Source organism: Desulfotruncus arcticus DSM 17038 (genome assembly GCF_900113335.1).
In the GTDB taxonomy this organism is placed as follows: domain Bacteria; phylum Bacillota; class Desulfotomaculia; order Desulfotomaculales; family Desulfallaceae; genus Desulfotruncus; species Desulfotruncus arcticus.
The window spans coordinates 1-18,306 of the sequence record NZ_FOOX01000021.1; the positions used below are offsets into that span (position 1 = coordinate 1).

Here is an 18,306-nt window from a genome sequence, read left to right on the forward strand (position 1 = left end):
ACATTATTAAGCGGGTCGGACTGGAGGGCTTGGATGAGTGTCTAAAGCACGGTGCCCCGGACGCTCAAAGCTGCGGTAGTTTTAAGTTAAAACAAGATAGTAACAACTAGATCGCACTCCGTTGGTGGTAAGGGTTAACAACCATTTTAAACTATCGGCATCCAATAGCAAAATTAACTTTTAAGGGAAAAAGTCTTTATTATTTTCTGTAGCACTGATTATGGGATATATGACTTATAGACCATAACTTCCTTGCTGACCAATCGACCTTCAACTAATAAAATGGTGGCAGGGAGGGGTTTTATATGCGTGCTATATGGAAAGGTTAAATCTCATTTATCTATACTCATGCCGAGAGAGCCCTTTTAAAACAATGCTCTCTCGGCATTTATATATAAACAACGTATATTTTAGGGTATAAATTTTCTGGTTAAAACTGGGATAATATTTACAGTTGATTAACCCAACTACCGTAGTATCTTTATTTCCAACCAAGTTGTTTTCAACTATCGCCACCCGTTAGTAAAACAAGAAATTATGAAGAACCCTTCTGATTTCATTTCAAGAGGGGTTCTTTTCATAAGAAATTTATAGGAATGTAATTAAGCTTTTTTGTACATTTTTACCGAACTATAAAATTCCATTACGTGCGCTTACATCTATAGTCTGGGTTTTTCTGGGCGATTCTACTTAGGCTTGAGTACTATTAGGGTGTATTTTTTTTCAGTACCGCTTTGAGCGGTTACCGTAACAGTAACTTTAACCCTTCTGGAATTCCCTCTGAAAGAAACAGTCTCGGACGCAGTCCCACTTTGTACAGCCTTTTTGTCAACCTCTACCGTAGCATTGGCGTCAGCCGTGGTTGGGGTCACGGTAAACCCGCTAGCATCATTTCCCACAATAACCGTATACTCAGTGGTTTCTGACGCAAAGACTGGATCCAATGTGCCTGTGCTTAAAGTTAATCCGCTCAGGTTGGCGTTATCGCTTAAGTTTCCAATGGTAATGAGAATATCCATAAGCTTTCTCTTCTCAGGAGGATGCAGGGAATCCCTTAACGCTTCAATATTAGCCCAATTCAATCCGTAGCTGGCCGCGGTCTCAGAAGCGATTCCCAAATCACCTTCGAGAATTGCCTCAAGATCTGCTTTAGGTATATTACCAAAGGGGTCAAAGGAAAACTTAGAAATATCCAATGTAAACGTAACGACTTTAGAAACAGTAATGCCTTTTGCCGCAAGAGTGTTCCTCATGTCCGGATCAAAACTACCTTCAACCGTTTTTAAAAAATTGGCCAACTTCGTTATATCGCCACTTTGAAAATCTTTAATTTTTTCTTCAGTGTCCAGTTGACTCATTACGCTGCTATAAGCGCTTTTCACCTGGGCATTGGTCAGACCTAAATTGTTGAGCATGCTTTTTTGAGCGGGGCTAAGGATATCCGGTATTGTGTCGCTTTCGATGATCCTCTGGCCAATCTCCAGAGCGTCTTTTACCTGCTGAGCGCTCAATTTCTGAAATTTGCTGATAAGATCAGTAATTCCTGCCTCATAGGCCCCCATGTCCACCCTGTCTGCGATGATGCGCGGGTTGCCATCCAAATCAGTAGTTACGCCCTGGGCTACTCCGCCAGCTTCAAAGGGGACATTAGTGCCAGCATTAATACAAGGCGAATCTCTCTCTAACCTTAAATCACCGGAGTCGTCATTGCCCGGATTGCGTATAAACTTCGGGTCAGTGTTAATATTGCCTTCACCTACCCAGCCGCCCTGGATGTTGCTGTAAGTTATAGTGGGGCGGCCGCCGGCTTGGTTGTTGATTTGGGCGCCGCTATTAGCCCATAAGATGCAGTTGGTCAGCATTGGGCTGCTGAAAGAGTTGTTCATCCCGCCGCCGTAGCCACTGACACTAGCACTGTTCCCGCTGAAGGTGACGTTGGTAAGCGTTGGGCTGCTGCCGCTAAAGTTGGACATCCCGCCGCCGAAGTTACTGGTGTTGTTGCTGAAGGTGACGTTGGTCAGTTTTGGGCTGCCCCTGTAATAGTTGGTCATCCCGCCGCCGGTACTGGCATTGTTCCCACTGAAGGTAACGTTGGTCAGCGTTGAGCTGTTCTTTTCGTTGTACATCCCGCCGCCGAGTCCTCTGGTGGCACTGTTCCCGCTGAAGGTGACGTTGGTCAGCGCCGGGCTGCTGGAAGAGTTGTACATCCCGCCGCCGGAGCCACCGGAGTTATTGCTGAAAGTAACGTTGGTCAGCGTTGGGTTGCTGCTGTTAACATTATACATCCCGCCGCCGGAGCCGCCGGAGTTATTGCTGAAAGTAACGTTGGTCAGCGTTGGGTTGCTGCTGTTAACATTGTACATCCCGCCGCCGTACCAACTGGCACTATTCCCGCTGAAGGTAACGTTGGTCAGCGTTGGGCTGTTCTTTTCGTTGTACATCCCGCCGCCTGATAAAAGGGCCCCGTCACCAGTAGAACTACCATAAGCATTGCCTCCGTTAACAGTGAGCCCATCCAGCACGGCGGTTTGGTACAGAGCTAAACCATCAGGATGATAAAATACGTGATAACAGTTGTCGATGGCATCACCCTCTACACCAATATCACCGCTTATAATGGTCGGGTGCGCAGTCCAGTCGCGCCCGGATCTCGTGCTCTCCGTCCCGGCAAAGCCACCGTAGATACCTACCCCGTTCTTCATTTCGAAGTGCTTGCCACGCTCACCAATACTCAGTCCATAGTCGCTGGTCGGTTTATATGTCCCCTCAACCACCCAAATCTCGTCACCGGGCTGCGCAACATCCAACGCTGCCTGCAGGGTGGTGAAGGCGTTACCCCAGGAGGATCCAGTGTTGTCGCCGGTGGCGTTGCAATTCACATAGATTACTGATGGAATTTGCGCTGGGGTGGTTACTTTAACACTGGGACCGGTGGTGCTCCAGTTGCCCGCAGCATCACCTGCTTCCACCTTGAAGGTGTACTGGGTTCCTGCAGTGAGGCCGGTTACATTGTATGGTGTGGGTGTGCCGTCAACAGTATCCAAGTTAACAGTATCTAATATGTTGCTGTTCTTATAGATTTTATAGCTTGTTACACCCACGTCATCCGTGGCTGCAGTCCAGGTCAAGGTCAGCCCGTTCTGGGTTACGTTGCTATAAGTCACGCTGCTGACGGACGGCCAAGTGGGCGAACTGGTCGGGAAAGACCCTGAAAACTCATATGCCCCCATATCCACGTTAACATACACGATGCGCGGGTTACCGTCCAGGTCGGTGCTTACAGTTACATCGTTGTTGCTGCCTGTGTTAATGCAAGGCGAGCTGGCCTGCAGCCTCAAATTGCCGGGCCCCACAAACAGGGGGTCGGCATCGATGTTGCCGTTCCCGGGATAGCCGCCCTGAATGTCGCTATAAGTAACAGTGGGGTTGCTGTTTTCATCATCGTAGATTTGGGCGCCGCTATTACCCCAAAGGATGCAGTTGGTCAGCGTTGGGCTGCTGGAAGAGTTGAACATCCCGTCACCTTTACCCCAACCGGTATTATTCCCACTGAAGGTGACGTTGGTCAGCTTTGGGCTACTGCTGTCACCGTTATACATCCCGCCGCCGTGGCCATTGGTGGCACTGTTCCCGCTAAAGGTGACGTTGGTTAACTTTGGGCTGCTGTAAGAATTGTTGTACATCCCGCCGCCTTTGCCGCCGCCGATGCCACTGTCGCCGTAATTGGCATTGTTCCCGCTGAAGGTGACGTTGGTTAGCGTTGGGTTGCTGCACCAATCGTTGTACATCCCGCCGCCGTAATTGGCATTGTTCCCGTTGAAAGTGACGTTGGTCAGTGTTGGGCTGCTGTAATACTTGTTGTACATCCCGCCGCCGACATTGGCACAGTTCCCGCTGAAGGTGATGTTGGTTAGCGTTGGGCTGCTGTTAGAATCGTTGTACATCCCGCCGCCGTAACTGTCACTGTTCCCGATAGCATTGCCTCCAGTAACAGTGAACCCATCCAGCAGGGCGGTCTGGTACAGAGCTAAACCATCAGGATGATAAAATACGTGATAAACGTTATCACTGACATCATCCTCTACACCAATATCACCACTTAGAATGGTCGGGTGCGCAGTCCAGTCGCGCCCGGATCTCGTGCTCTCCGTCCCTGCAAAGCCACCGTATATACCCACCTCGTTCTTCATTTCGAAGTGCTTGCCACGCTCACCAACACCCAAGCCATAGTCGCTGGTCGGCTTATATGTCCCCGCAGCCACCCAAATCTCGTCACCGGTCTGCGCAACATCCAACGCTGCCTGCAGGGTGGTGAAAGCGTTACCCCAGGAGGATCCGGTGTTGTCGCCGGTGGCGTTGCAATTCACATAGATTATCCGCCCTTCGCTGGCGGCCACAGTACTGGCAGAGCAAGCAAAAAGAGCAAATACCACCACAAATATCATAAATAATTGTTTTCTCATAATTAACTCTCCTTAAAGGAATATTCACCTTTAGATTCAATGGTCAGTAGTGGCAATATGTAGTATGTGTTCGACAGTATATTCAGAAAACTACTCCTATTTCATACACCTCCCATTTTGTCTATATTCGTTTTTATCATGCTAATAATGTTGGACGCCAGTCTGTACATAGAGCCCTATTACTGCCATTTCATATCCTTATGTCATGGGCAGTTACCTACATAAGCCTGCAGGATCACCGCCCGAATAGGCGCAGGCAAGGTCAGAGCGTTTATGGATTAGATTCTCATCTTTCTTTTTTAGCAATTTAAGGTTAGCAGCTTATGAAAAAACATGTATATACTTTTTGTCTTAAATTGGCAAAATAGTGTCTATTTCTTACAAAATCTTGTCTGGATTCGCACTAAATCAATTGATTACTATGCTAAAATAATAATAAGGAAAGTGCCTGGAAGCTTCATGAGAGTGGGGGACAAGGACTGTGGGGAAAAAATTGCAGTATCAATTTCAGTGTTCGACTTACTAGCAGCAGCTCTTATTTTGTCCAACGCTAATAACGTTAAAAAGGATCCGCCTAAAACCGGCGGCACTAGAATGCCCGGTAGCGGACGTACCCTTGGATAAGGTCGATGCGCAATCCGCCAGAGACGCTTACGACAAAGCCACTTCCCTGGCAATCAGAACACCCGAAGCAGACGATATAAAATCCTTATTTCAGTGTTGAAATTCAGCCCTTCAGCCCTTCAGAGCTTTCCACTATCACCCGTTTGGCCCTGGGTGTTATTTTTAACATCCCGGGCAACAAACTGTTTTTTTAGTTTCGTTATTATTGAGTTCAGTCTATACAGATGTATGTTGGTGCTGGATTCCAAATAGGTTGGTTCTCGCGGCGATTTTTCTTGGTTTTCTGATTAACACGTTAGGGCCAGAGGGTATAGCTTTTTCAATCATTGGATTAGTTTTAGGATTCGGTGTGTGTTATGTTTTTGCTGTATTTATTCGGTGCGATAGGTGGAGGTGACGTAAAGCTGGCCGCTGCTGTAGGGGCGTTGGCCGGCCCGTGGTTTACAATCGGCATGCTGGGGCTGGAGCATACTTTTCAGTTCCGGTGCAGGCATAGTATTTATGATCTACAAAGGTAGTCTTTTTATTGGTGCCTGAGTCAAAATTATTTAGGTTTACAAGAAAAATGTTGACTTTTACTGCCATCATTGGTAGTGTTTACTTAATAATAATTATTTAGTCGAATTATGTATTTTTACACGGGGGAGGAAAAGCATGTTAAAGTCAACAGGTATTGTTAGGAAAGTGGACGAGCTTGGCCGGGTGGTTATTCCCATCGAATTGCGCCGCACCATGGGCATTGATGAAAAAGATGCCTTGGAAATTTACGTCGACAACGAAAAGATTATTCTCAAAAAATATGAGCCTGCCTGCGTGTTTTGCGGTAACGCTGATGACGTGCAGTATTATCGGGGTAAACTGGTTTGTCGGGCTTGTACCAAAGCCATGTTCGAAAACGCTAAAGCCATTTAATATAAGATCAATTTATTTTTGGTCATATATTCGGATGCGTTCATTTTAAATATAGTGTCCGTGAACCTTTTTTGGCATTTAATGTTAATCATCAAAATGCAGATAGTTAGACACTACATCTCCGTAAATATACGGAGTTTTTCTTTTTTTTGGGGGTGATGTCAATGGTATTGTAAGCTACATTCATATGTTGCAATAAGTAAACTTCAAAGATGGAAGACCATTAAAAAAGTCGCATCACCAGGAGGTAAAGGGTAAACGGCTTAACAACTTGATGAAAGTATGTTAATTATATGTAGCAGCAATGCATTAGAATGGTTGAGGTGATGGATGTGTTGGGCAAATAGGGCAAATATATGTTCCCCTTTACTTTTTTTACTCGACATGTTATTTTTACGAATAAGGTAAAGTTAAAGGAGCTGATTTATCCGATTCATTGTAACAATTGAATGAATTGGAAGGGGATATTTAAAACAACATTTTTAAACTAAAATAAACCATATGTATTACCATTTGATTTTCCAATGGTTTATTTGTGATGTGTTGTTTTAAGTATTCTGAGTCTTTTTGTTTTTGACGCCTCAGAATTCTGAGGCGTTTTATGTTCTCAAAAGTTTTCCATTTCTTTGAGTTTAAACTTTTGAGAATACTGGCGGTATAAGCATGGCTTATTCTGTACGAACTAACTTTACCTTAAAGATACTGATTTTTTTCAAGGAGAATATATATTATGAGAATTATTAATGGCAATAAAATTGATTTGCAAGCACTAAAGAATTCCATTGCCAAACCGGAGATTTTCAAGAAAAGCACAGATAAATTTTGGGATGACGAATATATATCTGGGCAAATGCTAAAGTTCCATTTAAATCCTGAAGTGGAGGCTGCTAGTAAAACTAGAGAAACGATTAAAGCTGAAACCAGCTTTATAATTAAATGGAGCAATATGGATGTAGATAAAACAGTGCTTGACCTGGGATGCGGTCCTGGTCTATATGTTAAGGAATTTGCAAAAACAGGAGCAAAGGTTACAGGCATAGACCTTTCTGACAGGTCGATAAATTATGCGAATGAGAATATTAAACCATGGTATAAAAATATAATATTTTCTAAAATGAATTATCTTGATATCAATTTTAAAGAATCCTATGATATTGCAACACTAATATTTTATGATTTTTGTGCTCTGAACACTAATGAACAGAAAAGACTACTTTCAAAAATTTACGAGGCACTCAAAGATAATGGAATTTTTATTTTTGATGTAGTTTCTGAAAACAGGGAAACTTCAGTAACAACCAGTATTTCAGTATGTGAAGGAGGCTTCTGGAGCCCTGATTCATATATCGAAATTATTAACACATTCATGTATGGGGAGCCCAGAACCGAAGGAATACAATACACCATTATAGATGAAGACGGTGCTACAAGGGTTATAAGATTCTATCACAGGCTATTTGGGTTAGAGGAAATCACAAAATTACTTAACGACAATAATTTTAAGGTTGAAAAGGTTTATACGGATTTAAAAGGCGAGGCTCTAAGCGAGGGTTCTGAAACATACGGAATTTTTGCAAGAAAAGCATAATCGGAATGTGCAAAAATGGCCGTTGTAGCTATTATCGCTATAACGGCTTTTTTAATAATTTTCAGGGAAGAATAGCGTATTTTGTGACGACCGGATCTGTGTCTGGTGTTTAAAACGATCTGCCGGCACCTGTTATTGCGCGTGGCGAAGGTTCCGACAGATATGAATATATTTCCGCAGCAGTACAAAAAAATTATGGTTTTGGTTTCCCTCTATATAAAGCATCATTGTATGCTTTTTTTCTTTCAATGATTCCTTGGGCAGGTTTCCTCCTTTTTACACGGTTATCCTTTTTTTTAATTTTTTTTAAATTCCATGAAGGAAATAAAAAGTTAATGCAGAATCTTTAAATAATATGAAATAAGATTTCATATTATGGAATGTGTGGCTGAGTGCAAACGATCCGGATTAAATTTAATACACTTAAAGTAATTCAGTTGTAAAGGTGGAGTAGTAGATGCCGCATAAAATCTTAATTACATCCGAATATTTTCAACGGTTTTCTGATGCCGGTAAGAAATTGTTACAGGATAATGGCTTTGAAGTAATTGATAACCCGTATGGTAGATTGCTAAAAGAAGAAGATATAATCCCTATTATTAAAGAAGCGGACGGGATTATTTGTGATTTAGAACCCATTACTTCAAAAGTAATTCTTAATGCTCCAAATCTAAAAATAATTTCCCGCCGGGGGGTTGGGGTTGACTCTGTTGATACAAAAACAGCCAGGGAAAAAGGCATTGTCATAGCTCGAACTCCGGGAGTTGTAGAAAAACCCGTTGCTGAACTGGTGCTGTTGTATATGTTAACTTTTGCCAGAAAAATTGGCGAGCATGACAGTTGGATGAAAAAGCGCCAGTGGCAAAGAGAATTAGGTTCCAATCTGGCAAGAAAAGTGCTTGGAATTGTCGGTCTAGGTAATATTGCCAGGGAAGTCATTAAAAGAGCTAAAGCGTTTGAGATGGAAATTAAATATTATGATGTGTTTCGTTCAGAGGAAAAAGAAAGAGAACTGGGCGTGTCTTATGTGGATTTTGATCAATTATTATCTGAAGCAGATTTTATCACTATTCACGTGCCGCTTAATGAACAAACAAAAAATTTATTTTCAGAGACTACATTAAAGAAAATGAAAAGGACTGCTTTTTTAATTAATGCGGCCCGCGGTTCAATAGTTAACGAAGAAGATTTGGCAGAAGCGCTAAAGCAAGGAATAATAGCTGGCGCCGCCATTGATGTATTTGACCAAGAACCAACAGATGCTTCACCTTTAATGGATGTTGATAATGTTATATTAACTCCCCATATCGCAACATTTACACGGGAAACATTTATCAAAATGGATGTAATGGCTGCCCGGAATATTGTAGATTACTTTCAAGCGGGTACGTTTTTAACATAAAAGTATAAAGAATAGATATTTGTTTTTCATATTCATCAACATAAGTGGTGGTAACATGTTGTGGAAGGTGTTGGATTAAAGGTTAATTTATTGGCGAGGTATTGGTAATATTGTAATAGTTTAAAAATTTAATATATCATGCCAAGAGGGAGGTGAATAGTTATCTTTGATGGTAGGAAAGAAGTTGTATGCAAGGTTGACTTTAGGATTTTAACGACTTAAAATTGAGGAGAAAGGTGTGGTTTGATAAGTGAAGAAAATCAGTATATTATTGCTTGCCTTGGTGATGGGCTTAAGTTTGCTCGTAGTTGGCTGTTCCGGTGGCGGAAAGTCCGGAAGTGACCAGGCCGCAAAAGGTAATGATGTTGCACCACAGGCTAAATTAATCGCTGCTCACGTAACTCCGGAAGACGGTTCATACCAGGTAGGGATGTTAAAGTTTAAAGAAGTTGTAGAAAAAGAAAGTAAAGGCACAATAACTGTGGATATTTATCCTAACGGCCAGTTAGGTGGCAACGAGGATGAATTGGTACAGAAGATGGCTACCGGAACCGTAGATATGATCGTTGCATCCCCCGGTTTCATGACCCAAAGTGTTAAACAGATTGACTTATTCTCCTTACCATACCTGTATAAAAACTATGACCAGTGGACAAAGGTAATGGACGGCGATGTTGGTCAAAAAATGGCCAAGCTGGTTGAAGATCAAACTGATTTTAAAGTTTTGGGCTGGTGGAAATGCGGTATTCGTGATTACTTTGGTACTAAACCAATCACCAAGCCGGATGATTTAAAAGGAGTTAAACTTCGGGTTCAAAACAGCCCGGCTATTAATGAAATATGGACAACATTCGGTGCCCAACCTGCAAGTGTAGCATTTAATGAATTGTACCAGGCGCTGCAAAATAAGGTAGTTGACTCTGCTGAAAACGATTTTGCAAATATTTTGCAAATGAAATTCCATGAAGTCGCCCCGTATATTTCTTTAACTGACCATGATATTGCCACCAGGTTATTACTGATCAGCGATGAAAAATATCAAAGCTTAACTCCCGATCAACAGGCTGTGGTTGACAAAGCAGCAAAAGCCGCTACTGTAGCCGAGCGAGAAGCTGATAACCAACTGACCGATAAGGCTTTAGAACAATTAAAAGCTGAGGGTGCTATTGTGAATGAAGTTGATAAAACTCCGTTCATCGAGAAAACTCAACCCGTTCGCGAAAAAGTGGCCAAAGAATTGGGATTGGAAGATATGCTTAAAGAGATCAATGCTACTAACTAATTGATCTTAAATATATCAATTATATTTTCAGTTTGGTCTTCGTAAGAAGACCAAACTGTTTAGCAACTAAGTTAAGTTACCCACCTTTGGTTGTTTTTATTCTCTAGTCTTAGTTGAACGGAGGGTAGCAATGAAAAAAGCACTGAATTTGCTTGAATATATACAGCTAAGAATTGCAGCATTGTTTTTATTTATGTTTATAATTAGCGTTATTTTGCAGGTTATGACCCGGTATGTCCCAGGTTTTACCGCTTTGTGGACTGAAGACGCCGCCACATATTCATTCATTTGGTCAATGATGCTCGGCGCTGCGGTAATGGTAAGGTATAAAGCACATTTTAGCATGGGGATTTTGAACGATAAATTGACTGGTAAATGGGCAATGGCAAATAAATTATTTATTCATACCTTAGTTGGCTTGTTTGGTCTTTTGATGGCCTACTATGGTTATCAATTAACCATGCAGTTTTGGAATTGGAGCGTGAACTCGCTGCCTATTTTAAGCCAAAGATATGTTTGGATGCCGCTGCCTATTTCGGGCTTAACCATTTTTTTGTATTCCATAGATAATTTCGTTGATGAGATTAAGGGCACGAACTAGCGCATAATGAAAGCAATTAGAGGTGAATGGGATTAGCGTATAAGTTAATGGCAATTAGAGGTGAAGGTATGGTAGGAATCATGTCGATAATAATCTTTCTGCTACTATTGATAATTGGAGTTCCCATATCATTTGTCATAGGCATTGTGGCTTATTTCGGTATCGTTATGCTGCCGGATGTTCCAGAAATTACTGTTGTTCAAAAAATGTTCAGCGGTTTAGATTCATTTATACTGCTAGCTGTTCCGCTATTTATTTTAGCGGCAAATTTGATGAATCACGGTAAAATTTCCGATAAACTTATTAATTTTTCAATAGCCATGGTTGGGCATATCCGCGGCGGCTTGGCCCACGCCAATGTCGTGGTGTCAATGTTTTTTGCCGGTATCTCCGGTTCCTCGCAGGCGGATACGGCCGGCGTGGGTAAAGTTTTAATACCAAGCATGGTCAAGGAAAGTTATGGTAAGGAAACCGCTCTGGCGGTAACCGCTGCTTCCTCTACCATTGGTATCATTATTCCTCCCAGTATCCCGATGGTTATTTATGGGAGTTTGGCGGGCGCTTCTGTCGGCGCGCTCTTTTTGGCCGGTTTTGTTCCCGGTATTTTAATCGGCCTGGGGATGATGGTTTTAATATATATTTTTTCTTTAAAACATAATTATCACAAGCATGAAAGAGTTACGTTTGTTGATTTTATCAAAAAATTTATTACCACAATTCCGCCGATACTGACGCCGGCTATTATCATCGGCGGGATTGTCGGCGGCATAGTTACTCCTACGGAAGCCGCTGTTTTAGCGTGTATCTATGCTTTTATATTGAGTAAGTTTGTGTACCGAACCCTTAAATGGGGTGAAATTCCGGATATCCTAATTGATACGTTAAAATTAAGCTCTATTTCTCTGTTTGCATTGGCTACTGCCAGCGCTTTGGGTGAGCTTTTAAGCTATTATAATGTATCACAAAACGTAGCCCAGTTTTTTGCCAATAATCTTCCGTACACGCCTGTCTTTATGCTGGCGGTAATAGCATTGTTTTTATTCCTGGGTACTTTTATGGATGCCATACCCGCAATGATTTTATTCGTACCGGTTGTATTGCCTGCGGCCAAACAGTTGGGTATTAGTGAAATCCACCTGGGACTGGTCATCGTTGTTTGCCTGGCCATGGGTTTGATCACACCTCCTTACGGGTTATGCCTGCTGCTGGCTTCTTCCATTGCAGAGGTGCCGGTTGTGCGGTCTTTTGTCGCTGTTTTGCCATATTTGGGAGTAATTCTGCTGGTGCTGCTGCTTATTGCGTACTTTCCACATTTGATATTTGCTGTTCCCAAGATGATTAAACCGGGGTGGTTTTAGAGAAGCGAGGAGGTAGCTGTCATGGATAAAATAAAAACCGACCTGCTTGTTATCGGCGGGGGAGGGGCAGCCCTCAGAGCTGCGCTGGAGGCCAAAAAGTCGGGTAGTAATGTTTTGGTGGCACAAAAAGGGATCGGTTCTACGGCCTATAAAGTTGCCGAAACCGCAGGTTATAATGCGGCTGACGGGCAAGTTGACCCGCTGGATAATATTGAGGAGTTCTATAACGATATTATTCGTGCTGCTCTGGGCATGGCTGATCCCAGGCTGGTTGAAGCTTTAGTTAATGAAGCGGCGCCATCTATAAAATTTTTAGAAGAACTAGGTGTACCGTTTGAGCGTGACGGTGGTAAATACCTGGAAGTGGTTGGCTGTTTTGCTGTCAGGCCAAGAATGCACATTATTAAAGGTCACGGCGAACCAATAATTGATGCTTTGAAAAAAATAATCCGCCGGCAGCAGATACCGGTTTTAAATAGGGTCATGGTTGCCAAATTATTGGTTAAGCATAATCGAATTGCCGGCGCGGTCTGTTTGAACCTGGAAAGCGGACAAATTTTTGCAGTGGAATGTAAGGCTATCTTTTTGGGCACGGGGGGAGCCGGACAGTTATTCCGCTGGAACCACAATCCGGTAGATATAACCGGTGATGGTTATGCTTTAGCTTACCGAACCGGCGCCAGGTTGGTAAATATGGAATATATGCAGGCAGGTCTGGGGTTCACCACACCTGTGCGCAGTAATTTCAACAACTGGATCTGGTCGGGCTATCCCATAGTAAAAAATAACAGCGGCAGCAGTTTTATAGAAAAATATCTGCCGCAAAGTATAACCGTTCAAGAAATTATGGACGCCAAGTCGGGCCATTATCCTTTTTCCGGCAGGGATGCTTCCAAATACATTGAGATTGCTATTCACAGAGAGATCCAGTCAGGCGGAGGTACGCCAAATGACAGCATTGTCATTGATTTTGCGCCTTTGCTGGAACTTGATTCGGCCGTGCTACCGGATCACCTGGTGATTAAAAAAATGTGGCCGATGACAAGAGATTATCTTATTAGCAAAGGTGTCAACCTGGCCCGGGATAGGATCGAGGTGTCCACTTTTGGTCATGCCATAAACGGCGGCCTGGTTATTGATGTAAATGGTATGTCCACTGTTGAAGGCTTGTTTGCGGCCGGGGAAGTTGCCGGGGGACCACACGGTGCGGACCGCTTGGGCGGCAATATGCTTTTGACCTGTCAGGTTTTTGGAGCAAGAAGCGGTAAGGCGGCGGCAGGCTTTGTCCGGGACAATCAACCGGTGGATATCAATGATAACTTGCTGGCGGGTGAAGAAAAAGAACTTAAATCTTTTTTCAATGATCAGGGCGATTTTTCTCTGCCTGCATTGAAAAAACAGCTGCAAACGCTGATGTGGAGCAATTATTTAGTTGTCAAAAATGAATACACTTTAAATCAATGCCTGAGCGGTTTAAAACAAATTGAAAACAATTTAGAGGATGCGCAAGTGGCTTCTCCGGCGGAGTTGGGTTTGCGCCTCGAAATCAAGAATATGGTTGATACGGCCCGCATGATGTGCTCTGCCGCTTTATTAAGAAAAGAAAGCAGGGGTAGTCATTACAGAGAAGATTACCCCGACATCGATGCCAACTATGGCAAGCCCATTTTTATTACTGAAAATAACGATACAATGCATATTACCTTTGGAAGCTATTAAATTGGGGTGTAGCGCTATGTATAAATATATTCAAACCAAAGAAGATAACGGCTTGGCCTGGATAATCCTGAACCGTCCGGAAATATATAATGCCTTTAATGACGAGATGATGGAGGAAATTGCACAAGTCTTAAAAACATTGGAAAAAGAACCGGGTGTTAAAGTTATTGTCTTTAAGGGTGAAGGTAAGGCTTTTGCCTCCGGAGCCGATATCGAAAGTTTAAAGAAGATGACACCGTATGATGCCCTGTTTCCAAAAATGCAAGAACTATATCAGCAGATCTATAATTTCCCCAAGCCGACCATTGCGGCGATTAACGGATATGCCCTGGGGGGCGGCTTGGAACTGGCCATATCTTGCGATATCAGGATATGCGCTCCCAATGCCAGGTTTGGCTTACCGGAATGTAAATTGGGGGTTATACCAGGTGCCGGTGGTACGCAAAGACTGGTCAGAATACTGGGTGAAGCCAAAGTTAAAGAGCTGGTATTCCTGGGTGAATTTATCAATGCCGAACAAGCGCTTAATTTGGGTTTGGTATCGGCGGTTGTAGAGAAAAGCGAGCTGGACCAGCAAGTTGAACAATATGCCGGTCAAATTATGCAAAGGGGGCCTTTGGCGTTAAGGCTGGCTAAAATGGCAATTAATTTAAGTGAAGATATTAGTTTGAACACAGGTTTATTTATTGAAAATCTTGCCCAGTCATTTATATTTGGCACAGAAGATAAGAAGGAAGGTGTTAATGCTTTTTTAGAAAAGCGGTTAGCAGACTTTAACGGAAAATAACTGGTAAAGGGGCTTGATCATGCACAAGTTTGATCTTAAGGGGAAAAAAGTTTTAATTACCGGCGCGGGAACCGGCATTGGGAGAGCGGTGGCAATTGAGTTTGCTAAATTGGGCGCCGATATCGTAGTAAATTATAATGCCAGCCGGGAAACCGCGGAAGAAGTAGTCAATGAAATTCACAAATTGGGATCGCAGGCTATTTCAGTGCAGGCAGATGTAACCCAAGAGGAACAGGCTAAAAGATTGGTTGAGGAAGCGGCCAAATTTGGCAACGGAGAAATCAATATACTGGTAAACAACGCGGGAACTTTGGTGCAGCGCTGCAAGATAGACGAAATGGATTTAAGTCTTTGGAATAAAGTAATGGATGTTAACTTGACCACGGCCTTTTTAGTTACCAAACATGTAATACCCTACATGAAGAAGCAGAACAGCGGCAGAATTATCAATTTGTCATCTCTGGCCGCGCATGACGGTGGTGGACCGGGCGCGATCCCGTATGCGACCTCCAAAGCGGCGGTGCAAGCTTTTACCAAAGGACTGGCCAAAGAGCTGGCTCCTTATAACGTCCTGGTGAACTGTCTGGCGCCCGGGTTGATCACTACCCGTTTCCATGATCAATACAATACGCCTGAAAACAGAGCTAAAACCTGTCAAAACATACCTTTGAAAAGAGAAGGTTCACCAGAAGAAGTGGCCGGCGCCGCCGTGCTGCTGTCGACCGAATACGGCAGTTATATTACCGGTGAGACAATCGAAGTAAACGGCGGCGTTTTAATGGATTGATTTGCGTGCACCGGATTAAGAGCGCGCCGGGAATCTTTAAAAACAAGGAGAGTAATAAAAATGGAATTCACTTTGAGCGAAACCCAATTAATGATCAGGGATATGGTGCGCGATTTCGCACGTAACGAAGTGGCGCCTTTGACCCAGGAACTGGATAAGTCCGGTGACTTTCCCCTGGAAAACTACCGTAAGGCTGCTGAGTTGGGAATTTTGGGAATGACCCTGCCTGAGGAAATCGGCGATGTAGAGGCTGATATGGTTAGTTATGTTCTGGCAATCGAAGAACTAGCCAAGGCCAGCGCTTCTCTCGCCGATAGCTGCATGCTGGTGGATATGCTGGCGTCATTGTTATATAAATACGGTTCTCAGAAGCAAAAAGATAAGTTTATTCAGCCTCTAATTAAGGGTGAAATATTTGGCTGCTTTGCGGTAACCGAGCCCAACGCCGGCAGCGATGTGGCCGGTATGCGCACCACAGCGGTTCAAGAGGATGATCATTGGGTTATCAACGGCTCAAAAATGTTTATTAATAATGCTCCGATTGCCGATATGGCTATTGTATATGCCGTTACCGACAAAGAAAAAGGAAGCCGGGGCGGCGTTACGGCTTTTATTGTGGAGAACGGTACACCTGGTTTTTCCAGAGGGAAAGCCGAGGATCTAATGGGGCAGCGGTCGCTTAAAGTTGGGCAGTTATTCTTTGAAGATGTTAAAGTACCGCAAGAAAATATACTGGGTAATGTGGGGGAAGGTTTCAAAATGGCTATGAGCGTTTTGGACAGCGGCAGAATAGAAATAGCTGCTCTGGCGCTGGGCATTGCTCAGGCGGCCCTGGAAGAGTCGGTTAAGTACTCTAAAGAAAGGGTGCAATTTGGCCGGCCTATTGCCAAGTTTCAGGCTATTCAATGGAAACTTGCCGACATGGCCACTCAAATTCAAGCGGCCAGGTTACTGATTTATCATGCCGCTTATTTAAAGGATCAGGGCCAGAACTATACCAAAGAAGCGGCGATGGCCAAGCTGTTTGCTTCTGATGTAGCTAATAAGGTAACCAATGAAGCGGTGCAAATCCACGGTGGCTACGGTTACATCAAAGAGTATGTCGTTGAGCGGCTTTACCGGGATGCCAAAATTACTCAAATTTACGAAGGCACAAATGAAATTCAAAGAGTAGTTATCGCCAGACAACTGCTTAAGGACTAACTGGGGGGTAATAATCATGGCGCCTGAATTTTTAAGCCCTGAGGATGCTGTCAAAATTATTAAAGACGATGATTTACTGGTTATCGAAGGGGCTGGCGGAGGATTGCTCGAAGCCGGTGCGCTGATTGCCGCTCTAGCGCAAAGATACAAAGCAACGCAAACACCCAAAAACTTGACTTTAGTTCATGTCTCCGGGATCGGCGACAATCATGAGTTGGGTCTGAATCAATTAGCCTTACCTGGTTTATTGAAGAGGGCTATCGGCGGTCACTGGGGGATGGCTCCCAAAATGTGCGCATTTGCCGCTAATGAGGAAGTGGAAGCTTTTAATTTACCGCAGGGGGTTTTATCTCAGTTAATGAGGGAAATTGCCGGCGGCAGGCTGGGACTGGTTACTCATGTCGGGCTGAGGACGTTTATCGATCCCCGGGTGGAAGGCGGTAAGTTAAACCAAAAGGCCAAAGAATCGGAGGTAAATCTGGTGGAGTTGATTAATATCAACGGCCAGGAAAGATTATTCTATCCCGTATTTTCGCCAAATGTGGCCTTTATCAAAGGGTCAACCGCCGATGAAAAGGGAAATATCAGTTTTGAAAAGGAACCGGCGTATTTAGAGGCCCTTTCTGTTGCCCAGGCTACTAAAAATAAGGGCGGTAAAGTTATTGTACAAGTGCAAAGAGTAGCCCAGGCCAAAAGTATAGATCCGCATTATGTGAAAATACCGGGCAATCTAGTAGATATTATAGTGGTAGACCCGGGGCAGTGGCAAACTGTGGACGGGCAGTATAACCCGGGGTTATCGGGGGAAATCAGGATACCGATCAGTTCAATTCCCCCGCTGGAACTCTCCGAAAGGAAAATCATAGCCCGCAGGGCGGCAATGGAAGTAACGCCGGGGCTGATCAATATCGGCATGGGCATGCCCGACGGGATTGCCAATGTAGCGGCGGAAGAAGGATTTTATGACCGGATTACTTTTTGTATTGAGCAAGGTATTTATGGTGGGGTTCCCGCAGGTGGCGTGATTTTTGGCACCACTTATAACCCTGAAGTATTTATTGACGCGCCTTACCAGTTTGACTTTTTTGACGGTGGCGGCCTGGATATAGCCTGCCTTGGTATGGCTCAGGTTGATCACAAGGGTAATGTCAATGTTAGTAAAATAGGTAAACGGATTATTGGGACCGGAGGGTTTGTCAATATCTCGCAAAACGCCAAAAAGGTTGTCTTTTGCGGCACTTTCATGGGCGGTGGATTAAAAGTAAACGTCAATGACGGCAGTTTGCAGATTATTAACGAAGGCAAATACCAGAAATTTGTTAACGACGTTGATCAAATTACTTTTAGCGGGGAATACGCCGTATTCAGCGGGCAGCAGGTGTTATACGTTACGGAAAGAGCTGTTTTTCAATTGACTGCACAGGGTGTCGAATTAATTGAAATTGCCCCCGGCATCGATATGCACAGAGATATTTTGGACAAGTTAACTTTTAACCCCCAAATTTCATCTAATTTAAAAACTATGGATAAGTGTATTTTTAAAGAAGAACCAATGGGACTGCATGCTGATTAATTATCAT

Annotated in this window: 14 protein-coding genes and 1 pseudogene; 14 read left to right on the plus strand and 1 reads right to left on the minus strand. The window is 43.6% G+C overall.

Features of this window, described 5'->3' with window-relative positions; translation table 11 throughout:
- Nucleotides 1-686: 686 nt before the first annotated feature.
- Nucleotides 687-4,463: a choice-of-anchor Q domain-containing protein gene (locus BM056_RS21580; RefSeq protein WP_092474388.1), complete on the minus strand. Its 3,777-nt coding sequence runs from the start codon at nucleotides 4,461-4,463 to the stop codon at nucleotides 687-689.
- Between the two features lie 333 nt (nucleotides 4,464-4,796).
- On the opposite strand from BM056_RS21580, the gene BM056_RS21585 reads away from it, so the two are divergent.
- From BM056_RS21585 to BM056_RS21650, 14 genes and pseudogenes are all read left to right on the plus strand, one after another.
- Nucleotides 4,797-5,087, plus strand: a complete 291-nt coding sequence (locus tag BM056_RS21585) for a hypothetical protein (protein WP_092474390.1) — start codon at nucleotides 4,797-4,799, stop codon at nucleotides 5,085-5,087.
- A gap of 199 nt (nucleotides 5,088-5,286) precedes the next feature.
- Nucleotides 5,287-5,484, plus strand: a pseudogene (locus tag BM056_RS27710) (prepilin peptidase); the annotation flags it as partial.
- Entirely contained in the window at nucleotides 5,444-5,605 is a 162-nt protein-coding gene (locus BM056_RS27380; protein ID WP_092474394.1) for a prepilin peptidase, read from the plus strand. The pseudogene BM056_RS27710 and the gene BM056_RS27380, both read left to right, overlap by 41 nt.
- Before the next feature lie 136 nt (nucleotides 5,606-5,741).
- Nucleotides 5,742-5,999 (plus strand): AbrB/MazE/SpoVT family DNA-binding domain-containing protein, encoded by a 258-nt coding sequence (locus BM056_RS21600; RefSeq protein ID WP_092474396.1) that lies wholly within the window; start codon nucleotides 5,742-5,744, stop codon nucleotides 5,997-5,999.
- Nucleotides 6,000-6,729: 730 nt separating this feature from the next.
- Nucleotides 6,730-7,587: a class I SAM-dependent methyltransferase gene (locus tag BM056_RS21605; RefSeq protein ID WP_092474399.1), complete on the plus strand. Its 858-nt coding sequence runs from the start codon at nucleotides 6,730-6,732 to the stop codon at nucleotides 7,585-7,587.
- A gap of 457 nt (nucleotides 7,588-8,044) precedes the next feature.
- A complete protein-coding gene (locus BM056_RS21610; RefSeq protein ID WP_092474401.1) occupies nucleotides 8,045-8,989 on the plus strand; it encodes a phosphoglycerate dehydrogenase in 945 nt (314 codons plus the stop codon).
- 250 nt (nucleotides 8,990-9,239) lie between these two features.
- The gene (locus BM056_RS21615; protein WP_092474403.1) at nucleotides 9,240-10,271 is read left to right on the plus strand and encodes a TRAP transporter substrate-binding protein; all 1,032 of its coding nucleotides are present in this window, start codon (nucleotides 9,240-9,242) and stop codon (nucleotides 10,269-10,271) included.
- Nucleotides 10,272-10,401: 130 nt separating this feature from the next.
- Entirely contained in the window at nucleotides 10,402-10,872 is a 471-nt protein-coding gene (locus tag BM056_RS21620) for a TRAP transporter small permease (RefSeq protein WP_092474405.1), read from the plus strand.
- Nucleotides 10,873-10,919: 47 nt separating this feature from the next.
- A complete protein-coding gene (locus BM056_RS21625; RefSeq protein ID WP_238456598.1) occupies nucleotides 10,920-12,230 on the plus strand; it encodes a TRAP transporter large permease in 1,311 nt (436 codons plus the stop codon).
- A 21-nt stretch (nucleotides 12,231-12,251) separates the two neighbouring features.
- Nucleotides 12,252-13,949: an FAD-binding protein gene (locus BM056_RS21630; RefSeq protein ID WP_092474409.1), complete on the plus strand. Its 1,698-nt coding sequence runs from the start codon at nucleotides 12,252-12,254 to the stop codon at nucleotides 13,947-13,949.
- A 16-nt stretch (nucleotides 13,950-13,965) separates the two neighbouring features.
- Nucleotides 13,966-14,736, plus strand: a complete 771-nt coding sequence (locus tag BM056_RS21635; RefSeq protein WP_092474411.1) for an enoyl-CoA hydratase/isomerase family protein — start codon at nucleotides 13,966-13,968, stop codon at nucleotides 14,734-14,736.
- 19 nt (nucleotides 14,737-14,755) lie between these two features.
- A complete protein-coding gene (locus tag BM056_RS21640) occupies nucleotides 14,756-15,523 on the plus strand; it encodes an SDR family NAD(P)-dependent oxidoreductase (protein ID WP_092474414.1) in 768 nt (255 codons plus the stop codon).
- A 60-nt stretch (nucleotides 15,524-15,583) separates the two neighbouring features.
- Complete coding sequence (locus BM056_RS21645) at nucleotides 15,584-16,726, plus strand: acyl-CoA dehydrogenase family protein (protein ID WP_092474416.1); 1,143 nt, start codon at nucleotides 15,584-15,586, stop codon at nucleotides 16,724-16,726.
- A 16-nt stretch (nucleotides 16,727-16,742) separates the two neighbouring features.
- A complete protein-coding gene (locus BM056_RS21650) occupies nucleotides 16,743-18,299 on the plus strand; it encodes an acyl CoA:acetate/3-ketoacid CoA transferase (RefSeq protein WP_092474417.1) in 1,557 nt (518 codons plus the stop codon).
- The last annotated feature ends 7 nt before the right edge of the window (nucleotides 18,300-18,306 follow it).